This is a genomic window from Vibrio injensis, assembly GCF_001895205.1.
In the GTDB taxonomy this organism is placed as follows: Bacteria; Pseudomonadota; Gammaproteobacteria; order Enterobacterales; family Vibrionaceae; genus Vibrio; species Vibrio injensis.
This window is the reverse complement of sequence record NZ_BDJF01000010.1, coordinates 112,357-134,629: the sequence shown is the minus strand read 5'-3', so window position 1 is coordinate 134,629 and position 22,273 is coordinate 112,357. Positions and strand designations below refer to the sequence as shown.

Genomic DNA, 22,273 nt, shown 5'->3' with positions numbered 1-22,273 from the left:
ATTCAAAAGGTCTTAGTCGTTTGACTAAGACCTTTTTTGATCTAGGTGTAATATTATCAACGAGGAAGCGGCAGAGCAGCGGATCCCGCTGATACCAAAAATACGGCGTGTTGGGAGTTCGAATCTCTCCATCCCTGCCATATTTTAAGAAGGCCTTAGTCGTTTGGCTAAGACATTTTTTGATTTAAGAGCCCTACCGTTGTTAGCTCGGTTGGTCCCGAAGCTGACTATTCCACCGCTCCTTGATGAATACTGGTGTTGAGTGTTATAAAAATAAAAAGCCTTAACTTACGTTAGGGCTTTTTATTTTTGGCTATTAGCTTTATTCGAACACAAAGATTGCTATCTGAAAGTGGAAAATAAGGCAAAAAATAGCCCTATAGTATTCGCTTTATAGGGCTATTTTCATCTCAGTGTTTAGTGTTGTCTGACTCGGCCTGCTTGGCTTTTTCAATCATTGGGGTAATGGTAGAACCTTGCACTAAGATGGAAAACACAACTACAGCATAGGTCATTACCATTACCAATTCTTTCACATCAATTAATTTATCTGGAATGACCATTACCCCGGCGGGGATAGAGAGCGCCATGGCTAACGCTAAGCCTCCTCTCAAACCTCCCCAAGTCAGAATTCTAACCGACCATGGGTTGTAATGACGAAAGCGTTTAAAGCCCAAATAAGATACCCACACACTCAGATAGCGTGCACATAATACCAGTGGAATGGCAAATGCCATTAGAATCCAATCTTCTTGATGAAATTCAAATAGCAACATTGACATACCGATCAACAAAAATAGTACGCCATTTAAAAATTCATCCACTAACTCCCAGAAATGATCTAAGTGCTCTTCACTCTCTTTAGAAAAACCGATAAAACGTGTCCAGTTACCGATCATAATGCCAGAGACTACCATGGCTAAGGGACCGGAGACATGGATGACATCAGCAAAAACATACCCTGCTGTTGGGATGCCGATAGTGAGTAAGAGCTCCATAGAATGGTCATCAGTAGCACTGATCAAGTAATGAAAGAGTAGGCCAAGCAAAAAGCCATAGGCAATGCCGCCTAATGCTTCTTGAGCAAATAGCGCAGCCACACTGCCAATCGTTGGCGTTTCATGACCAAAAGCAATAGTGAATAGCGTGACGAAGATAACCAACCCGAATCCATCGTTAAATAACGATTCACCTTCAATTTGGGTCGAAATACGCTTTGGGGCATTCAGTTTTTTTACAATCGCTAGTACAGCAATGGGGTCAGTAGGGGAGATAAGAGATCCAAACAGTAAACAGTAGATTAGATCGAGTTGAATACCGATAAACTGACAAAAGGCATACAAGACTAGACCGATGAAGAAAGTAGAGAAAAGAGTCGCTCCTAGAGCGAGCACGGTAATCTCCCACTTTTGCTCTTTTAAATTAGGAAGTTTTATCCCTAAACCACCCGCAAAGAGTAGAAACCCCAAGATTCCTTTCAACAAAAAGCTTTCAAAGTTAATCCTAGTAACGGTATCAGTTGCGATTTGTGCTAGATAAAACCAGTCATTTTGCCCTGCAATGATGATCAATATCGAAAGTATCATTGAGCCTGCGGTAATGGCAATGGTGGTTTGCATTTTGATTATTTTACTGTTGATAAAAGCAATCATCATCGCTGCAGCTGATAAAAAGCATAAGGTATAGTAAACCGACATTCTCTTTCTCATTATGTAACAAAGTGTGATTAAAATTTTCGTTGCATCGATAACAAATAGCAAACATTTTCTAACATTAAAATTTTAGGTTATGGCACGATTTATCCAGTTATTAATCTCTTTTTAGACGTCTAGATTTCTAACTAAACTGTGGTAGGATGAGAAATAAATACCAGGGAATGAGGTTTAACGGTGGGAAGTCAGCTATCCAAGCAAATAGAACAGCAACTCAAACATAGAATTCTGCTGATAGATGGTGGTATGGGCACCATGATTCAGAGTTATCAGTTACAAGAGGAAGATTATCGAGGCAGCAGATTTTCTGATTGGCACTGTGATCTTAAAGGTAACAATGATCTGTTAGTTTTATCGCAACCACAATTAATTAAAGAGATTCATCATGCTTATCTAGCCGCTGGCGCAGATATTTTAGAAACCAACACCTTCAACTCGACCACTATTGCGATGGCTGATTATGATATGCAGTCATTAAGCGCAGAAATTAATTATGCTGCTGCGCAACTAGCACGCCAAGTCGCCGATGAATGGAGCCAAAAAACACCCGATAAACCTCGTTATGTTGCTGGTGTACTCGGCCCGACCAACCGAACTTGTTCGATCTCCCCCGATGTGAATGATCCAGGTTATCGTAATGTTAGTTTTGATCAACTGGTTGACGCCTATTCAGAATCTACTCGTGCGTTGATTGAAGGTGGTTGCGATCTGATCATGATTGAAACGATTTTTGATACGCTTAATGCGAAAGCTTGTGCTTTTGCTGTTGATTGCGTGTTTGAAGAGTTAGGTTACGCATTACCAGTCATGATCTCAGGCACCATTACCGATGCCTCAGGGCGAACGCTTTCCGGGCAAACCACGGAAGCCTTTTATCACTCTTTACGTCATGTCCGTCCGCTCTCTTTTGGTTTGAATTGTGCACTTGGTCCTGACGAATTACGCCAATACATTGCTGAGTTATCAAGAATCTCAGAAAGTTATGTCTCTGCTCATCCTAATGCGGGCTTACCGAATGCGTTTGGTGAATACGATCTCGGTGCGCAAGAAATGGCAGAGCATATTGCTGAATGGGCACAAGCGGGATTTCTGAATCTGGTTGGTGGTTGCTGTGGTACGACACCTGAGCACATTGCAGCAATGGCGAAAGCGGTTGAAGGGGTGGCTCCTCGTCCACTACCTGAGCAAAAAGTCGCTTGCCGTCTTTCTGGTTTAGAGCCGTTGATCATTGAGGCTGATACCCTATTTGTTAATGTCGGTGAGCGAACCAATGTCACTGGCTCGGCACGTTTTAAGCGTCTTATTCGTGAAGAGTTATACGATGAAGCTTTAGATGTGGCTCGTGAGCAAGTCGCTAACGGAGCTCAGATCATCGATATTAATATGGATGAAGGCATGCTTGATGCCAAAGCCTGTATGGTGCGATTTTTACAGCTGTGCGCTTCGGAACCAGAGATCTCAAAAGTACCGATTATGGTGGATTCATCAACATGGGAAGTGATTGAGGCGGGACTAAAGTGCATTCAAGGTAAAGGTATTGTTAACTCGATTTCTCTAAAAGAAGGTAAAGAGAAATTTATTGAACAAGCCAAATTGGTTCGCCGTTATGGTGCGGCCGTGATTGTGATGGCGTTTGATGAAATGGGGCAAGCCGATACCCGTGAGCGTAAGGTTGAGATCTGTACTAATGCGTATCGAATTTTAGTGGATGAAGTTGGTTTTCCAGCAGAGGACATTATCTTTGATCCCAACATCTTCGCCATTGCCACTGGCATTGATGAACACAATAACTATGCGGTGGATTTTATTGAAGCCATTGCGGATATCAAACGCGACTTACCTCATGCGATGATTTCCGGTGGTGTGTCTAACGTTTCTTTTTCATTTCGTGGTAATAACTATGTTCGAGAGGCGATTCATGCCGTATTTCTCTATCACTGCTTTAAACATGGCATGGATATGGGGATCGTTAACGCCGGTCAACTAGAAATCTATGACAACGTGCCACTCAGTTTACGTGAGGCAGTGGAAGATGTGGTGCTGAACCGTCGAGCTGACGCGACAGAGCGCTTACTTGAGATAGCGGAACAGTATCGTGACAATGCCGTGGGTAAAGTGGACGATCCGGCTTTACTTGAATGGCGTAGTTGGCCTGTAGCAAAACGTTTAGAGCATGCATTAGTTAAAGGTATCACTGAATTTATTGTTGAAGATACCGAGGAAGCTCGTCAGCAGTCTTCTCGGCCATTGGATGTGATCGAAGGTCCATTAATGGATGGCATGAACGTAGTTGGTGATTTGTTTGGTGAGGGTAAGATGTTCTTACCTCAAGTGGTGAAGTCGGCGCGAGTGATGAAACAAGCGGTCGCGTATTTAGAACCCTATATTAATGCCTTAAAACAAGCCGGGTCGACCAACGGTAAGATCTTACTCGCGACCGTAAAAGGTGATGTACATGACATTGGTAAAAATATTGTCGGTGTTGTATTGCAGTGCAATAACTACGAAATCATTGATCTGGGTGTGATGGTACCGTGTGAGCAAATACTGAAAGCCGCCAAAGAACAGCAAGTGGATATTATCGGTTTATCCGGTTTGATTACCCCTTCACTAGATGAAATGGTTCATGTGGCGAAAGAGATGGAGAGACAGGGATTCAATCTGCCGTTGTTGATTGGAGGGGCAACAACGTCTAAAGCACATACCGCGGTTAAAATAGAACAAAACTATCGTCATCCGGTTGTTTATGTGAATAACGCATCCCGGGCAGTGGGAGTATGCAGTGCTCTGCTATCTGATGAACTACGACCCGCATTTATTGAAAAGTTAGATCTCGACTATCAACGTACTAGGGATCAGCATGCTCGAAAAACCCCGAAAACACGACCAATCAGTTTGGACAAAGCTCGGGCCAACAAAGTCGCTATTGATTGGCAATCTTATACCCCACCAGTACCGGCTAAGCCTGGTGTTCATGTGTTTGACAATTGCTCGATTGCTTTGTTGCGTGAGTATATCGATTGGACGCCCTTCTTTATGACTTGGTCTTTAATGGGAAAATACCCAGCCATTTTGCAGCACGAAGAGGTAGGAGAAGAGGCTCAGCGCTTATTTGCTGATGCCAATGCATTATTAGACCGAGTGGAACAAGAGGGATTACTGCAAGCTAAGGGGATTTGTGGCTTGTTTCCTGCCGCCAGCGTGGGTGATGATATTGAAGTTTACGCGGATGAAACACGTAGTGAGGTTATCCATGTATTGCATCATCTGCGTCAGCAGACGGAGAAGCCGAAAGGTGCGAACTATTGCCTTGCCGATTATATCGCGCCGAAATCATCAGCGAAACAAGATTGGATCGGCGCTTTTGCTGTCACTGGAGGCATTGGGGAAAGGGAGCTGGCTGATGCTTATAAAGCCCAAGGGGATGATTATAATGCGATCATGATTCAAGCGGTGGCGGATCGTTTAGCGGAAGCTTTTGCTGAGTATTTACATCAGCAGATGCGTAAAGACATTTGGGGCTATGCGAGTGAAGAAGAGCTTACCTGTGATGATTTGATCCGCGAAAAGTATCAGGGGATTCGCCCGGCACCCGGTTATCCGGCTTGTCCTGAGCACACTGAAAAAGGCACGCTATGGCAATTGCTATCGGTTGAAGAAAATATAGGCATGTCGTTAACCAGTAGTTACGCGATGTGGCCGGGATCATCGGTCTCGGGATGGTATTTTTCTCATCCAGATTCACGTTATTTTGCCATAGCTCAGATCCAAGAAGATCAAGTTCAAAGTTATGCTGAGCGTAAAGGCTGGGATAAATTAACCGCCGAAAAGTGGCTTGGCCCCAATATTAACGGTTAACACTCCAAGCTCGGCAGGTCGCATCATGACGACCTGCCTGTTTGAGTTTAGTGTTATTCAAATAACTCTTGATGCAGCTTTTGAATGACCGATTTAGCAACGTGGCTATTGACTAAAAAGCAGAGATTATGGGCGCTGGCGCCATAACAAATCATTCGTAGATTAAATTCATCTAACACACTAAAGACTCGTTTGGCATAACCGGGCCTATCTTTCATTTTGTTACCAATCAGCGCGACTAAGCAGAGATCGTGTTCGACTTCTACCGTACATAAAGCCTCTAACTCTTGGCGAACGTGTTGTGGTAATTCAGGGTTGCCGCCTGATGTATCGGTTTTATCTAAGGTTAGCGATACACTAATTTCTGAAGTCGTGATCAGATCTACAGAAATTTTATGTTTGGCTAATATTTCAAATACTTTGGCTAAAAAACCATAAGTATGGAACATATTCGCACTGCGCAAAGTGACCATCGTTTGATTACAGCGTAGTGCGAGGGCTCGAAATAGTGGGGTACTGTCGACCTGTTGGCGGATCCAAGTGCCTCCCTTTTGTGGTGCTTTGGACGAGCCCACAAAGACAGGAATACCATGACGAATCGCAGGTACTAGAGTTGAAGGGTGAAGAATTTTAGCACCAAAATTGGCCATTTCTGATGCTTCACTAAAACTAATTTCAGCAATCGGAGCCGCTTTGGCGACAATCCGAGGATCGGTAGTATACATTCCCGGTACATCGGTCCAAATTTCTAGGCCGCACGCTTGCATTGCTTCGGCGATTAACGCTGCGGAATAATCACTGCCTCCTCGACCAAGGGTGGTGGTATTTCCATCTTGGTCGGCACCAATGAAACCTTGAGTGACGACAACGTGTTGTTGGCAGAGTGGCTGTAATTTTTCGGTCACTAAAGCTTGTAACTCGGCTAGCTGTGGTTCGGCTCGACCATAATGATCATCAGTACGCATCACTTGACGAACGTCAAAGCGCACGGCATCGACACCACGCTCACAAAGGATTTGAGTGAGTAAATAAGTGGACATTAACTCCCCGCAAGCGACAAGATGATCAGTCAATTTTTTGCTGACTTCAAATGCGGCGGCATCCGCTGCTCGGCGAACGGTCTCTAAGATGACATCTATCTCAGTACTGACCTTTTGCGGAGCGCTTAAAGACTCAATAATAGCGTAGTGAATATCCGCTAATTGTTGAATAATCATCGCGCGCTGTTGGCTATCTTGTACTCCGTTTGCCAATTCAACCAGCAGATTGGTCACTCCTGAACAGGCACTGATCACCACCAATTTAGTGGTGGGATTATTTTCGATGATCGCTGCACTGCAGCTCATCGCTTGAAAATTAGCAACACTTGTTCCGCCAAATTTAGCGACATTGAATGCGTTCACAGCATGTCTCCCAAGACTTCCTATAAATGAAAAATGGTTGGTAATCCAACGTCCAATGTTTTGAAGAGTGTGAACTGAGAGCAAATAAAGAGGGATAACGGTTAATCGATGTCCTCAGAAGCTCTTCACCAGTTTCGTCTGGTGACAGTCACAGGGATTCAGCCCATGCAACCGGTAAATCAAAGCCTCACCTTTGTTTTACCTCGGCACTGCTCCCCATGGATCGTTTGTATTGGAGTTGAGGCTCCACAAATGATCTGCCTGGGCAGTGCTCCTCTTCTGCTATACCTTCGAGACTTAATGTACTTTGTTGGTCTGTTTGATATAGATAGCGCATTCATTGAACGGTTTTGTTGCATTAATGTCAATTGCAAATGTTGTCACTAATGCAAATAAAAATGATCAGAATGTGAATATGGTTCGATCACTAGACTTCGGTCGCATTGTGATACGAGATAATTTGCATTAACCTCAACCACTCTCGCCATCGAAACAGCAAGGAGCAACCATGGCTATTAGCAGTTTTATTCCACCTCGTCGGATATTGATGGGACCAGGTCCTTCAGATATTGCCCCGCAAGTATTACAAGCGTTGAGTCGACCAACCGTTGGTCATCTTGACCCATTATTTATCGCCATGATGGATGAACTAAAGCAGTTATTACAATACGCCTTTCAAACTAACAACGAATTTACCATTGCGGTATCAGCACCGGGTAGTGCGGGCATGGAAGCTTGTTTCGTTAATTTAGTTGAGCCCGGCGATAAAGTGATTGTCTGTCGTAATGGTGTGTTTGGTGAACGAATGCGTGAAAATGCCGTTCGTTGTGGCGCACAAGTGATTGTGATTGATGATGAGTGGGGGAAGCCAGTTTCAGTTGATAAAGTCGCTGCCACGTTAGCAGCGCACAGCGATGCAAAAATTTTGGCTTTTGTGCATGCAGAGACGTCAACAGGGGCTTGTAGTGATGCACAATCTCTCGGCCAGTTAGCCAAGCAATACGGCATGTTGACAATTGTTGATGCAGTTACATCACTGGGTGGTGTACCGCTATTGGTCGATGAGTGGCAACTGGATGCGGTGTATTCTGGAAGTCAGAAATGCCTATCTTGTGTGCCAGGTTTATCACCATTAACTTTTTCTCCCGCTGCGATTGATAAAATACATGCACGTACTACAGCACCTCAAAGTTGGTTTCTTGATCAAAGCTTAGTCCTTGGGTATTGGAGTGGAGCGAGCAAACGCAGCTATCATCATACGGCCCCCGTCAATAGTTTATACGCTTTACATGAAGCATTGCTATTACTGCAACAAGAAGGATTGGAGAATGCGTGGGAGCGCCATCGCCGAATGCATAATGTTTTAAAGCAAGGCTTAGAAAAACTAGGGCTCACCTTTGTGGTTGATGAAGCAAGCCGTCTGCCTCAATTGAATGCTGTGTATATTCCTCAAGGTGTGGATGATGCAGCACTACGTGAGCATTTACTCAAGCACTACAACTTAGAGATAGGTGCTGGATTAGGGGCGTTAGCCGGTAAAGCATGGCGAATTGGCTTGATGGGATACGCTGCTCGCCCAGAAAACATCGCCTTGTGTCTCAAGGCATTGGAAGATGGACTCGCTTTACAGCGATAAGTCTGAATGTATAGTGTTTTAAACCGCTCAATTTCCCCTAAATTCATGAATGTTTATAGGGGATTTTTACCTTATTTTAAAGACAACTTTTACTTGAGAGGTGAGCGGATCGTTCAATCACAATCTCTCGCTAGAGGCTGGGTTACTCACAACGTCTGATGGTGCTAGAGAAGTATTTGGCGAAGTGAAATCGAGCGTTGGGAAGAGAAACTGCGCTTCTGAACGGATTTGCGCTGCACGACTGTCATCACCTAAACCTTGGTAGGCCAAGATCAGGTTACGATAAAAAGCGGGCCTTGGTTTATGCTGAATAATCGATAACGACCAATCGATATAAGGCTGGATATAATCAGCTCGTTGCTGATGCAAGCCTAGATTGAGATAGGTACTGTAAATATTCCAGTCGAAGCGATCTCGCCATACCAATGGATTGGTGACCTTGTGTAAAATATCAGGATTAGGTGGATTCGATTTTTCGAATTGAGTCAGTACATAATTACTGTGCAGTGACGTTAGCATATATAAGCTAGTGATGATGGGGAGCACTAAGCTTAGGATACGTAGTAACGAACCACTGAGCTGGCTAAAAGATAAAGTGCGATATCGAGCAACTCGCTGATCAATCCAATACAGCAAAACCACAAAGCTAATCCAGTGAATCGCCGAGTGATAAAATGGGTACTCCAATTGACTATGTACAACAATAGGTACGAGAAGTGCAAGCATCGCGAGGCGAGTGCCTTTTTTCGCAGTGCGGACTTTCAGTAGTACAAATCCAGCAGCAATCGCCATTCCTAGTAGGGGTAACAATCCACCTTCAACGCCCCAAAAAAGTAGCTCATTATGTGGATGATCCATCGCGGGTAATCCCGCAGGATAATTCGGATTGAGTTGATGTTGACGCGCGGTGTACAGCAAATATTCGGTTTCAAAATTACCATAGCCATAACCAGTAAATGGTTTTTCAATCAGCATGTCTACGGTTTGGGGAAAGGTATAGCGTCTTGGACTCTCAAGGTCGGCTTTACTGGTCACCATATCACTGGTACTTTGGCTGTACATAGCTACAAATCCGAGTAACACTCCCGCAAGGCTGGCGCTGAGCCAATAAATCCATCGGCGACGGGGCGCAAATCGATAAAGATAAGGCAAAATCATCATCGTCCCTAATACCGCTGATAACCAGCCAGTGCGTGAGGCTAATACAACTAATAGAGGCAGAGTCAGTAGCGGCGTAAGATAGAGCAGACCAATTTCAAATAGTTTGGTGTGATATTTTTTAGGTTGGCGAGCCAATAAATAGCCTGATACGATCAGTCCCGTTGCCATAAAACTGGCCATGACATTCGGTTGCTGGAAAATGCCGTAAGGTCGATTCGCTATTGTGTTATAACCAAACCAGTTATTGGGGCTTAACAGTAAATATTGATACAGCCCAAATAATGTCTGAATAAGAACCGCGAGTAAAATATACCATAGTAAACGTTGTTTATGTTTATTACTCCAATAGAACTGTTGTAAGCAGATAAATAACGCTAAGCCAGCCCACAATCCTGTTAGCCGTCCAACCGTCCCTGCGAAATAGGCGTTTCCATACAATAGTGGTGTGCTTAAAATGCAACAACTAACAAAAAAAACGACCGTTAATTTAGAATAACGTAGGTTTTGATTCAGTGCGATTTGATACCAACCAATGGCGATGGTGATACTGACGGCTATCCACGTAGTCGGATTAAACGATAAGGCTAACCCTGAACCACCTGGATTGGGCATAAAAAAATGCATTGCGAGTAAATACACGGCGCCAAGGGCTATCAGGAAAGCTTTATTTAAAGGGGCTCTCGGAATCGTCGGTTGCAGTTGAGTACCACTGAGTAGCAAAGTCGCCATAACTCTCACAATCTATTGTTGAACATCAATCCATTCTTGCTTAAATGCAACCAGCCATAAGTGACTGGTTGCGTTACTTTAGCGTTTTTTGGTACGGCAATATAGCCTTATTGATTCAGTAGGGGCTTTAAAAAACGTGCAGTATGTGAATGAGTGACTTGTGCCACTTCTTCTGGAGTACCTTCGGCAATAATTAAGCCACCGCCTTGACCTCCTTCTGGACCCAAATCGACGATCCAGTCAGCCGTTTTAATCACATCAAGGTTGTGTTCAATAACCACGACGGTATTGCCGCGATCACGCAAACGATGTAGTACGGCCAGTAATTGCTGAATATCATGAAAATGGAGTCCAGTGGTTGGCTCATCAAGAATATACAACGTTTTACCGGTATCACGTTTGGATAATTCACGTGCCAGCTTGACGCGCTGAGCTTCGCCTCCGGATAAGGTCGTGGCTGATTGTCCTAAGCGAATATAAGATAAGCCAACATCGATCAGCGTTTGTAGCTTACGTGCAATCACAGGGACAGGTTCAAAAAACGCATGGGCTTCTTCAATGGTCATCTGCAGTACTTCATCAATACTTTTTCCCTTGTAACGAACTTCTAAGGTTTCACGGTTGTAACGTTTACCTTTACATGCATCACAAGGGACATAAACATCCGGTAAAAAATGCATTTCAACCTTGATGACGCCATCGCCTTGACACGCCTCACAACGTCCGCCACGAACGTTAAAACTGAATCGGCCGGGTTTATAGCCTCGTGAACGAGACTCTTGAGTACCTGAAAATAGCTCACGAATAGGCGTAAAAATACCGGTATAGGTTGCGGGGTTAGAACGCGGCGTTCTACCAATCGGGCTTTGATCGATATCGATCACCTTATCAAAATGTTCAAGGCCTTTAATTGCTTTATAAGGTGCGGGTGTTGCCGTCGTTGCGCCATTTAAAGCAGTATGGGCAATGCTGAAGAAAGTATCGTTGATTAACGTTGATTTACCAGAGCCAGAAACACCAGTGACGCAGGTAAAAAGTCCGACAGGCAGAGAAAGATCGACATTTTTTAAGTTATTACCAGACGCGCCAAGCAGCTCTACTGTTTTACTCGGATCTCGAGGTACTCGCTGAGTCGGAATGGCAATTTTTTTTACGCCACTGAGATACTGACCAGTCAATGAATGTGGGTTGGCGATGATCTGCTCCACATGACCTTCGGCAACGATGGTTCCACCATGTACTCCAGCTCCGGGGCCGATATCAATCACATGATCGGCCATACGAATCGCATCTTCATCATGCTCGACGACCAGTACAGTATTGCCTAAGTCGCGTAAATGGGTCAGCGTTTTTAGCAATCGTTCATTGTCTCGTTGATGTAAACCAATCGACGGCTCATCCAATACATACATCACGCCAACCAGTCCGGCACCAATTTGACTGGCTAAGCGAATACGCTGTGCCTCACCGCCGGAGAGTGTTTCGGCACTGCGTGATAAATTGAGATAATTAAGCCCGACATTGACCAAAAACTGTAAGCGGTCATTAATCTCTTTCATGACTTTGTCGGCGATTTGCGCTCGCTGACCTTCGAGTTGCATATTAGCAAAAAAATCTAAGGCGTCGGCGATACTGAGCTCGACGATCTGCGGCAACGTCGTGTCGTTAATAAATACATGACGAGATTCAAGACGTAAGCGAGTACCATGACAACTACTGCACGGCTTGGTTGAGATATATTTAACCAGTTCTTCCCGAACCGAATTAGATTCGGTATCGCGGTAACGGCGCTCTAAATTATGTAAGATACCTTCAAAAGGATGGCGTTTTACGCGAATATCACCACGATCATTAATGTATTTAAACTCGATTTCACTTCGTCCAGAGCCATGCAATACCACTTCTTGAATGCGTTTAGGGAGTTGATTAAATGGGCGATGGAGATCAAAATCGTAATGTTCTGCTAATGCATTCAGCATTTGGAAATAGTAATAGTTCTTTTGGTCCCAACCGCGGATAGCACCTTGCGCTAAACTTAAATTAGCATCTTGGATCACTCGGCTCGGGTCAAAATACTGCTGCACCCCTAAACCATCACACGTTGGACAAGCGCCTGCTGGATTGTTAAATGAGAACATCCGAGGTTCTAACTCACGCATGCTATACCCACAGTGTGGACAAGCAAAGTTAGCGGAAAATACTTGTTCCTCACCTGGTTGATCCATCGGCGCAATGACGACAATCCCTCCAGAAAGCTCTAAGGCAGTTTCGAACGATTCGGCTAAGCGTTGTTGAAGATCGCTACGCACTTTAAACCGATCGACTACGACTTCAATGGTATGTTTTTTATGCAGTTCTAACGTTGGTGGATCGGAAAGATCACAGGTCTCGCCGTCAATACGGGCACGAATAAAACCTTGTGCAGCGAGATTTTCCAGCGTCTTAACATGTTCACCTTTGCGTTCTTTAATGATTGGCGCCAGTAGCATCAACTTACTGCCTTCGGGCATTTCGAGTACTTTATCAACCATCTGACTGATGGTTTGTGCTGTTAATGGCACTTGATGCTCAGGGCAACGCGGTTCACCCACTCGTGCATAAAGTAGGCGTAGATAATCATACACTTCGGTAATGGTACCGACAGTCGAACGAGGGTTATGCGAGGTAGATTTTTGTTCAATCGAAATAGCAGGCGATAAGCCTTCAATATGATCAACATCGGGTTTCTCCATCAATGACAGAAACTGCCGAGCATAAGCGGATAACGACTCTACATAACGACGTTGCCCTTCTGCATAGAGGGTATCGAAAGCCAGCGAAGATTTCCCAGAGCCGGAAAGGCCTGTGATCACAATCAATTTATCGCGGGGAATCGTCAGGTTAATGTTTTTCAGGTTGTGGGTACGCGCCCCACGTACTTCGATTTTGTCCATCCGAGAAAGTCTACCGTAATATCAAGTAGGGTCAGTATTACATAGAGTGAGATTTGTGCAAATATTCACTGGATAAAAAAACAGTAAAAAATAAGCCATCATCATGATGGCTCGGTCAATAACGTATTTAGAAAAGCTGAATCATCAACCTTTAGTGGTTGATTGCTTGGCTAGAGCTACTTTTTGTTCATTCTGTTGATATAAATGTTCAAAGCAGTAATTGGTTGCTTGGATATAGCCTTCGACACTGCCGCAATCAAAACGTTGACCTTTAAATTTATAAGCCAATACACAGCCAGATTGAGCTTGTTTGAGCAGTGCATCGGTAATTTGAATTTCGCCACCTTTACCAGGCTCGGTTTGCTCAATTAAATCAAAAATATCAGGAGTTAAAATATAACGCCCAATAATGGCTAAATTGCTCGGCGCTGTCCCCGGCTCTGGTTTTTCAACCATGTTGTCGACACGGAACAGATCGTCTTTGATCATCTCTCCAGCAATCACACCATACTTATGTGTTTCTTCAGCAGGCACTTCTTGCACGGCAACAATTGAGCAGCGGAATTGCTTATACAGCGCGACCATTTGTGCTAAGACCCCTTGCTCGGCATTGACACATAAATCATCGGCGAGAACTACAGCAAAAGGTTCATCACCGACGAGTTCACGGCCTGTTAAGATTGCATGCCCTAAGCCTTTCATTTCACGTTGACGAATGTAGGTAAAGTGAGCAGTATCAATGATTTGTCGAATATCGATCAGCAATTCTTCTTTGTTGGTACCACGAATTTGGTGTTCCAACTCATAGTTCATATCGAAGTGATCCATGATTGCGTGTTTGCCGCGTCCGGTAACAATACACATTCCAGTCATACCAGCTTGAATCGCTTCTTCAACCCCATATTCGATCAGTGGTTTATTCACCACTGGCATCATCTCTTTTGGCATTGACTTGGTCGCAGGTAAAAAGCGAGTACCATAGCCAGCTGCGGGGAAAAGGCATTTATTAATCATTAGTCAAAACCCTATTGTTATTAAAGTGCAGTCGCTATAAGCCCATAAAGACTGTTGATCTTTCTTGATAAGCTTAATGCGCAACAATAGGCTAACTTTACCATGTTCTGATCGTGTGATTGAGCACATTCTGTGTTGGGTTATCGAAAATGTGCAACGCTGCCTATTATCGATAACATTCTAACAGCCCGATATCATTACTGAAAAATGTGGTGATTGGCCCAAGATATCGCTTGCGCTCGGTTTTTTACCGCGAGCTTTTTATAAATTTGGTACAGATGAGATTTTACGGTCAGTTCGCTGATAAATAGGTTTTTCGCAATATCATCGTTGGAAGCTTGTGCTTGCAAACAGCGTAAAATCTGTATTTCCCGAACCGTAAGATCGAGAGTGGCTTTGGTATGTTGCTCATGAAATGCGTAACGAAAATGATGTAATAATTGGTTCGAAACATGACGAGGCAACCAATTTTGGCCATTAATGATCTGCGCCAAGCCATGGGAAAGTTGCTCCGCGCTATCGGTTTGGTAAAAGAGCCCCTTTAAATTACCAAAGCTGATTAATAAATCTGTGGGTAATCGTTTGTCGACATTGAACAAAATGGTTTCCAGATAGTGAGTGGTCAGTTTTAAAGGACCAAGTCGATGACGAATCGCGCGATGATCTTGATAATCAAGCAGGAGTATCTTGTGCTTACTATGCCGATATTGTTGAACCAATGGTTCAGGTTCGACCTTTTCTATTGGAATGGCAAGTTGATGAAATGCTTTCTGTAGCTGGCTCGGTGTTGCTTGATTTACGTCTGTCGTCAGATAGTAGATGGTGCGCGCATAACTCGATTTGGGCATAGGATTCATCCTGATTGATATACAAACACGGTTTGTTCAGCATGCCGGAATATCAGTGACGATACGAACGGTTAATCAACGCTTTGCGTAACATATCCATGAGCTAAGTAAATGATACTATTGTCAAAACTTGAAATAACGACAAGGATCGAAAAAATGATCAGCGTGTCTGGATTTTCTCTTTTGCTGATAACAGATTAAGTGCGGAGATTGGTAGTAGTCACAAAGCGTGTTATTCTTTAGCACTATATTAAAAAACCAAATTTGATGACGGAGCAGAACATGGCAACCCGTGGCGTAAATAAAGTAATTTTGGTCGGTAACTTAGGGGCTGACCCTGAAGTTCGCTATATGGCAAGTGGTGCTGCGGTAGCAAATATCACTCTGGCAACCTCAGAAAGCTGGCGTGATAAAACCACCGGCGAGCAACGTGAAAGAACGGAATGGCATCGCGTAGCCTTATATGGCAAACTCGCTGAAGTTGCGGGTGAATATTTACGTAAGGGATCGCAGGTTTATATCGAAGGTCAATTACAAACTCGTAAATGGCAAGATCAGAGCGGCCAAGATCGTTATACCACCGAAGTTGTAGTGCAAGGTTATAATGGCATAATGCAAATGTTGGGCGGTCGTCAGCAAGGCGCAATGCCTGGACAAGGTGCTCCTCAAGGTCAACAAAGTAATTGGGGACAGCCACAACAACCCTCAGCACAGCAATCAGCGAAGCCGTCTGCACCTCAGCAAGCTCAGCCACAATATAATGAGCCGCCGATGGATTTTGATGACGATATCCCGTTCTAGCAATTTGATTTTCAAAAAAAGCCGCGAAGTTCGCGGCTTTTTTATATAGTTAAGACTAAGCACAACTGATTGAGTGACTTAAAGAAATTTAGGACACCCCAATTTCACTTTTATAGCCGATGAATTAAGAAAGGAATTCAGCTTCATGCGGTATACACCAACACTTAAATTGAGCACACGTTTAGTCGCTTTTGTGACCTTAATTGTTACTAGTGCTATGTTCATCTTATTTATTGGTGGTGCACTCTCGTTTCAGCGCATGGGACAAGATTACCTCAAACACTACTTAAGTGGGATTGTTGACGTTGTCGATCAAGAGTTACACGATCCTCAAGCGGCAAACTCAATGCCCGATTGGATGCCTAAAATCTTGCAGGCATCGAGTATTGTTGAGCTAGAATTGATGACTTCATCCGAGGTTGTTTATCGGTTTTACGATAAAACGTCGAGAATTACAGTCGATCGCTTGACTCAGATGAGCTTCTCATTGCCCAGTCATCCTAGTTACGTCATTCATTTTAAAGCGGTCCCGCCTTATCTAGGTTATAACTACTCTTTTGGTGCCATGTGGTCGATCACTTTAGCAATTGGAGTGGTCATTTTTTGTTTGGTCCGAGCGACAAAATGGTTGCGTGAACAGTTATTAGGATCTGAGTTATTGGAAGAGCGCGGACGGATGATCTTAGCTGGACGTGTTGAGCAGTATGCCAAAGGAGATGAACGAGAGTGGCCTTATACGGCGAGTGAAGCTATCGATGTACTGATTGAAGAGCTACAAGATGCTCGTCAAGAGCGAAGTCGATTTGATAGCTTTATTCGTAGTCAAACCTTTCTTGATCAATTAACTGGTGCCGCTAATCGAGTTCTGTTTGATAGCAAACTAGAATCAGCTTTACTGGAAAGTGGTGCTCGTGGTGGGGTCATCATGATCCGACTCGATGAACTGGATACCGCGCGTGAGCAGCAAGGCAAAGTCATCATTGATGATTTTATCGTTGAAGTGGGTGAATGTATTGCAAATGTCATTGCCCGTTACCCCGATGTGGTTCTGTCACGCTATTATGACTCTGTCTTCGCGATTTTTATGCCTCACCAAACCTCTAAAGATGTCAGTTATGTAGCAAGTCAATGCCTTAAGTTGCTTGAGCGTTTAAGCCCGCCTTATCCTTTAGAACGAGAAAATTGGTTTCATATTGGGATGAGTATGTATCAAGAAGGAGAACGACGTGGGCGAATCATTGATGAAACAGAAACCGCGTTACGCAGTGCTCAGATGCAAGGGTGTAATGCTTGGAGTCGATTTAAGAAATTAGTTACGGTCGATGAGGAGCGCGGTAGCGTACGTTGGCGAACCTTGTTTGAGCAGAGTCTCACTCCTGAGAAAATCCGTTTATTCCGGCAGGCGTGTTATTTAATTAGCGAAAAGAATCAATTAACATTGATTCATGATGAGTTGTTTGTCCGCATTTATGATCCTGTTCAAGGCATGCTCAAGGCCTCGCGTTTTAATTCTGCTTTAGAAACCGTTGGTTACGAAGCGATGCTTGATCGCGCAGTCTTCATCCGTGTACTACAATTATTGAAAAACCAAGCATCTACAGATCATTACTCGATTAATTTACATGTTGTTCCCTTTGCCGATAAACACTATTGGCGTTGGTTTCGCCATGAAATCATGCAGTTACCTTATGCTTTACGCACCCGGTTGTCTTTTGAGTTTGCTGAGGGGCGCTTAGTTCAACATTTAGATTATATGCGCCCAGTACTAAGAATGATTGCCGGATTAGGATGTCAATTGGTGGTTGGGCAAGCGGGACGAACGATTGTTGCTACTCATTACATTAAAGATTTACGAATTAATTACCTTAAATTACATCGCAGCTTAATTAAAAATATTGATCAGCGGCACGAGAATCAACTATTTGTGCGCAGTATGATTGGAGTTTGTGGGGGAACAAGCACCCGAGTGATTGCCGTCGGTGTAGAAACTCAAGCCGAATGGCAAACGTTGATTGCCCTTGGCATTCATGGTGGACAAGGTCGATGGTTTGCGGCAGAGCAACCTTGGATCACGGCCCCTGATATTGAACCGCCCTCTGTCAAGCCGGGCAAAAGAAATCGATGGCGGACTAAGTAGAGATAAATGAAGATTAATACGCTGTTTCATAAAATCACGCGTCGAGCGCAGCAAGACCGAAAACTATTTGCGGTTGTACAGCCGGACGCGATTTATTTCTCTGCTACTCAAGACTCACCGGCTACGACGCGTTATCCGCTTAGTGACGGAGCTTGGTTAACCTCGCTGTGTCAAGCACTGCAAGCTAACCCTGTTAAGGGGGATATCGTTGACGTGGTATTGCACGCTCAACTGTATCAATGTTATCAAATGGATAAACCAGCAGTACCACGCGAAGAGTGGTCTGGTGCGCTGCCTTTTTTGCTCAAAGATTTGATCAGTGAAAAACCCACTGAGATTGTCGCTGATGCTTATGAGTTAACTGGTAGTAACAAAATCCAAGCTTATGTGATCAGTATTAAGGTTATTTTAGATCTCGCCCAAGCATTACAAAACATTGGCTACCAATTAGGGCAAGTGATCCCAGAGCAAGAAATTTGGGCGAATAGTGTTCCAGTACCACACTTTTTGTTATTACAGCGCAGCAGAGAAGGTCAATTTAAGTTAGATGCCTTTGTTGATCAGCGTTGTTATTTTCAGCGAACTTTACGTGGTGTGATTGCACCGGTGACTGGAGAAACGAGTCCAGCATTGCAATTGGATGGCTTAGCGCTTGAACTCCAACGCTCAATTGATTATCTCTCTTCACAATTAAAAGGCGTCGCGCTTAATCAACTTAAAGTGTGCTGTGACGATGAAGATCATCACCAGTTAGTGGCTGCACTGAATGAACGGCTGAATGTTAAAGCGAGTCCTTTATCTGAAGAACAAGAGCTTTCGTTATCTGGGCAGGTATTAGCCCACCACTTGCCTTTAATGACTCGACCAACATTAAACTTTTATCCGCGGCACTTACATCCTAAGACCGATCACTTTTCCCTACGTAATGTGATCGTAGCATTAAGTTTTGTCACGCTGATCATGTTAGCAGTGGCTGGTTTCTACACTTATCAAATCACTCAATTGGATGATCAGGTTGCGTTGGCTCAGCAACAAACGGATCGTTTGAATCAACAGTTGACAGAACTTCAGCAGCAACAAGCCAAACATCGTCCTTCGGCAGGAAAAATGGCGGCTATCGAACGGGTCAAGCGGCAGATTGCAGGTCAGCAAGCGGCGCTAAGGGCAATGGATCAATTTACATACAGCCAGCAAGAAGGCTACTCCGCTATCATGAATGCCTTAGCGAACGTTGCTCATCGTGATATTTCGCTGACTCATATCGAGATTTCGCCCAATCGGTTAGATATTCAAGGTGTGGCTACTGAGGCTCGAGTTATTCCGTACTGGATTGGTCAATTTAAACAGCAAGCGCCGTTAGTCGGTCGCAATTTTGAACGTTTAACCATGGGTCGCAATGAGCAAGATCTGGTGACATTTGAACTGAAAACTCAGCAAGGAGCGAGATAATGAGTCAATATTGGCAAACGCTCAGTCGTCTATTTGCTGAGCGAAAAAACAGTGAAAAGGGACTCATCAGTCTGTGTGGATTGGTGATCATTGTATTATCAATACAAACTTGGCTGGTTGATCCTTTGCTTGCTCAGCATCAAAGGCAAACTCATCGTTTGCTGAGTTTGCAAACTCATCAGCAAAGTATGCAAAACACTATTCAACAATTACAACATCAACTCAGTACCAATCCGGATGCAGATATTGATATTGAGCTTGCTCAATTACAAGTTTATCACCATCAATTAACAGAGCAGTTAGCGGAAAAAGTCGGCAGCTTAGTCTCCCCGTCACAAATGGCCTCACTATTGCAAGAGGTATTAGAAAAAAGCCAGCGATTGAAATTGGAAAGTTTAATTTCATTACCCGCAGAGCCGATCGTTCTGCAAGAGCCTGTCGAGGGGGCTGGGGGTTATTTTGTTCATCCGGTGCGTATCGAACTAACCGGCAACTATTTTGCGATTCGTGATTATTTACAGGCGTTAGAGAACTTACCGGTTCGTTATTATTGGCGACGTTTTCACTATCAAGTAGGCGAGCATCCACAAGCGAGACTATTACTGGAAGTGTACACGCTCGGTACGCAGAAGGAGTTTATTGGTGGCTAACATTCCATATAGTGCAGTGCTGATGGTGTTGATGAGCACTTGTGCCGTCGCCGCCCAAGATCCGACAGCGCCTCTAGGAGGGCGGGTTTCTAACACTGGTACGGTGTCATCAGTGGCTACTGCCTTACCGGAATTACAGAGTATCGTGTGTCAGCAAGTGTGTTACGCGACGCTTAATCAACAAGTACTGTCTAGAGGTGATGAGATTGATGGTTATCGTGTTAAGCAAGTCAGTGAAGAGCAAGTGACGTTAACTAAAGGGCAGCAGACTTGGCAACTGCAGTTATTTTCGCTGGATATCAAAGAGTAGGGTATAAAAATGATGCGTCAAGTTGTTATCGCAGTAATGGTTACCACTTTAGCGGGCTGTGCTATGGGGCACCGAGATCCGGTGGAAATCAAGCAAGCCTTGAACGAAGCGATTAATGAGGCCAATAGCCGTCAACTACAACAGTTACCGGCTTCTGTTGAAGCGGATTTAATGCCCGAATTAGTCGATAGAAGTCGTGATCAGCCGCTGAATGTTGCTCGTTTTCGAGTGCAAGCTAACCAAGTTGATGCGGCGGCTTTTTTTACCAGTTTAGTCAAAGGCAGTGAGTATAGCGTTGCCATTCATCCTGCTGTTTCTGGACAAATTACCTTAAATCTAAGCAATGTTACTTTAGATGAGGTACTGACGGTAGTTCGAGATTTGTATGGCTTTGAAGTCGAAAAAGTCGGCAGAGTGCTACAAGTCTATCCTGCTGGGCTACGAACTGTCACGATTCCGGTGGACTATTTGCAATTTCAACGTAGTGGACGCTCCATTACGTCAATCAGTACCGGAACGGTGACTAATCCTACTTCATCCAATAGTTCAGGTAACAATACTGGTTCAAGCAATAATAATGCTTCTCGTGGGGGGACGGAAATTGAAACCATCAGTGAAAGTAATTTTTGGCAGCAGTTAGAAATTACCATTGGTCGATTAATTGGGTCGGGCAGTGGTCAGAGCGTGATGGTCACACCACAAGCGTCAGTGATCACCGTGCGCGCTTATCCAGATGAAATTCGTGAGGTTCGCCAGTTTCTCGATACGTCTCATTTACGGATTCAGCGTCAAGTGATCCTTGAAGCGAAAATTCTTGAAGTGACATTAAATGATGGTTTCCAACAAGGGATCAATTGGTCAAAAACTTTTTCATCTAATGGGACTAATTATCAGCTAGGTCAGGGGGTTATTCCTGCACCTACGCCCCGTTTACCGGGGATGGACGCGATTGGTACTTTATTGGGAGGACAGACTAATTTGGTGATCCAAAGCGGCAGTTTTGATGCCGTGTTAAACTTTATGGCTACTCAAGGCGATCTTAATGTCCTGTCTAGCCCGCGAGTCACGGCTGCCAATAACCAAAAAGCGGTGATTAAAGTTGGTACCGATGAATACTATGTGACTGACCTGACTAGTGAAGTCGGTACTGGTGATAACGCCAACGTCGCTCCCAATATTCAATTAACCCCATTTTTCTCGGGTATTTCACTCGATGTGACGCCACAAATTGATGATGATGGGTATGTCTTTTTGCATGTTCACCCTTCGGTGATTGAAGTGGAAGAGCAGAAGAAATCGGTGCAGTTTAATGATCGAACGATTACTTTGCCGTTAGCGCGGAGTTCAATTCGTGAGTCTGATTCAGTGATTCGAGCGCAAGATGGCGATGTGGTCGTGATTGGTGGGTTAATGAAATCGAATACTACGAATCAAACCTCTAAAGTACCGTTTTTTGGTGATATTCCCCTGTTGGGGCATCTGTTCCGCCAAACTTCTAATGTGACCCAAAAAACGGAGTTAGTGATTTTACTCAAGCCGACGGTGGTTGGGGTGAACACCTGGCAAAAAGAGTTAGAACGTTCACGAGACTTATTGCAAGAATGGTTTCCTGATTCCCAATAGTGGTTGGTC

14 protein-coding genes and 1 riboswitch are annotated in these 22,273 nt (G+C 44.1%); of the genes, 8 read left to right on the top strand and 6 right to left on the bottom strand.

The genetic code is table 11. From position 1 onward, the window contains the following. Positions 1–410: 410 nt before the first annotated feature. Entirely contained in the window at positions 411–1,697 is a 1,287-nt protein-coding gene (locus tag BSR11_RS03350) for a cation:proton antiporter (protein ID WP_072669065.1), read from the bottom strand. 192 nt (positions 1,698–1,889) lie between these two features. Between BSR11_RS03350 and metH the strand changes: the two genes are divergently transcribed. Further along, positions 1,890–5,570, top strand: coding sequence for a methionine synthase (gene metH / locus BSR11_RS03345; protein ID WP_072669064.1), 3,681 nt, complete (start codon positions 1,890–1,892; stop codon positions 5,568–5,570). A 53-nt stretch (positions 5,571–5,623) separates the two neighbouring features. Here the strand turns inward: metH and lysC are convergent, their stop codons facing one another. After that, positions 5,624–6,973, bottom strand: a complete 1,350-nt coding sequence (gene lysC, locus BSR11_RS03340; RefSeq protein ID WP_072669063.1) for a lysine-sensitive aspartokinase 3 — start codon at positions 6,971–6,973, stop codon at positions 5,624–5,626. A gap of 110 nt (positions 6,974–7,083) precedes the next feature. Then, positions 7,084–7,260: riboswitch (Lysine riboswitch) on the bottom strand. Positions 7,261–7,481: 221 nt separating this feature from the next. On the opposite strand from lysC, the gene BSR11_RS03335 reads away from it, so the two are divergent. Further along, on the top strand, positions 7,482–8,609 hold the full coding sequence (locus BSR11_RS03335; RefSeq protein ID WP_072669062.1) for a pyridoxal-phosphate-dependent aminotransferase family protein: 1,128 nt from the start codon (positions 7,482–7,484) through the stop codon (positions 8,607–8,609). Positions 8,610–8,726: 117 nt separating this feature from the next. On the opposite strand, the gene BSR11_RS03330 is transcribed toward BSR11_RS03335, so the two are convergent. The 4 genes from BSR11_RS03330 to BSR11_RS03315 form a co-directional block, all read right to left on the bottom strand. Continuing rightward, positions 8,727–10,499 (bottom strand): PglL family O-oligosaccharyltransferase, encoded by a 1,773-nt coding sequence (locus BSR11_RS03330; RefSeq protein WP_072669061.1) that lies wholly within the window; start codon positions 10,497–10,499, stop codon positions 8,727–8,729. 107 nt (positions 10,500–10,606) lie between these two features. Then, complete coding sequence (gene uvrA / locus BSR11_RS03325; RefSeq protein WP_072669060.1) at positions 10,607–13,432, bottom strand: excinuclease ABC subunit UvrA; 2,826 nt, start codon at positions 13,430–13,432, stop codon at positions 10,607–10,609. A gap of 144 nt (positions 13,433–13,576) precedes the next feature. After that, positions 13,577–14,446: a UTP--glucose-1-phosphate uridylyltransferase GalU gene (gene galU / locus BSR11_RS03320; RefSeq protein ID WP_072669059.1), complete on the bottom strand. Its 870-nt coding sequence runs from the start codon at positions 14,444–14,446 to the stop codon at positions 13,577–13,579. Between the two features lie 197 nt (positions 14,447–14,643). After that, positions 14,644–15,294, bottom strand: a complete 651-nt coding sequence (locus tag BSR11_RS03315; RefSeq protein ID WP_072669058.1) for a LuxR C-terminal-related transcriptional regulator — start codon at positions 15,292–15,294, stop codon at positions 14,644–14,646. Between the two features lie 282 nt (positions 15,295–15,576). Here BSR11_RS03315 and BSR11_RS03310 point away from each other — a divergent pair, with 282 nt between their 5' ends. From BSR11_RS03310 to mshL, 6 genes are all read left to right on the top strand, one after another. Next, a complete protein-coding gene (locus BSR11_RS03310) occupies positions 15,577–16,095 on the top strand; it encodes a single-stranded DNA-binding protein (protein ID WP_072669057.1) in 519 nt (172 codons plus the stop codon). Between the two features lie 145 nt (positions 16,096–16,240). Then, positions 16,241–18,232: an RNase E specificity factor CsrD gene (csrD, locus tag BSR11_RS03305; RefSeq protein ID WP_072669056.1), complete on the top strand. Its 1,992-nt coding sequence runs from the start codon at positions 16,241–16,243 to the stop codon at positions 18,230–18,232. A gap of 6 nt (positions 18,233–18,238) precedes the next feature. After that, entirely contained in the window at positions 18,239–19,681 is a 1,443-nt protein-coding gene (locus BSR11_RS03300; RefSeq protein WP_072669055.1) for a PilN domain-containing protein, read from the top strand. Continuing rightward, complete coding sequence (locus tag BSR11_RS03295; protein WP_072669054.1) at positions 19,681–20,331, top strand: type IV pilus inner membrane component PilO; 651 nt, start codon at positions 19,681–19,683, stop codon at positions 20,329–20,331. The genes BSR11_RS03300 and BSR11_RS03295 overlap by 1 nt, the downstream gene beginning before the upstream one ends. Beyond that, positions 20,324–20,641 (top strand): MSHA biogenesis protein MshK, encoded by a 318-nt coding sequence (locus BSR11_RS03290; RefSeq protein WP_240004038.1) that lies wholly within the window; start codon positions 20,324–20,326, stop codon positions 20,639–20,641. The genes BSR11_RS03295 and BSR11_RS03290 overlap by 8 nt, the downstream gene beginning before the upstream one ends. Before the next feature lie 12 nt (positions 20,642–20,653). Next, entirely contained in the window at positions 20,654–22,264 is a 1,611-nt protein-coding gene (mshL, locus tag BSR11_RS03285; protein ID WP_072669074.1) for a pilus (MSHA type) biogenesis protein MshL, read from the top strand. The last annotated feature ends 9 nt before the right edge of the window (positions 22,265–22,273 follow it).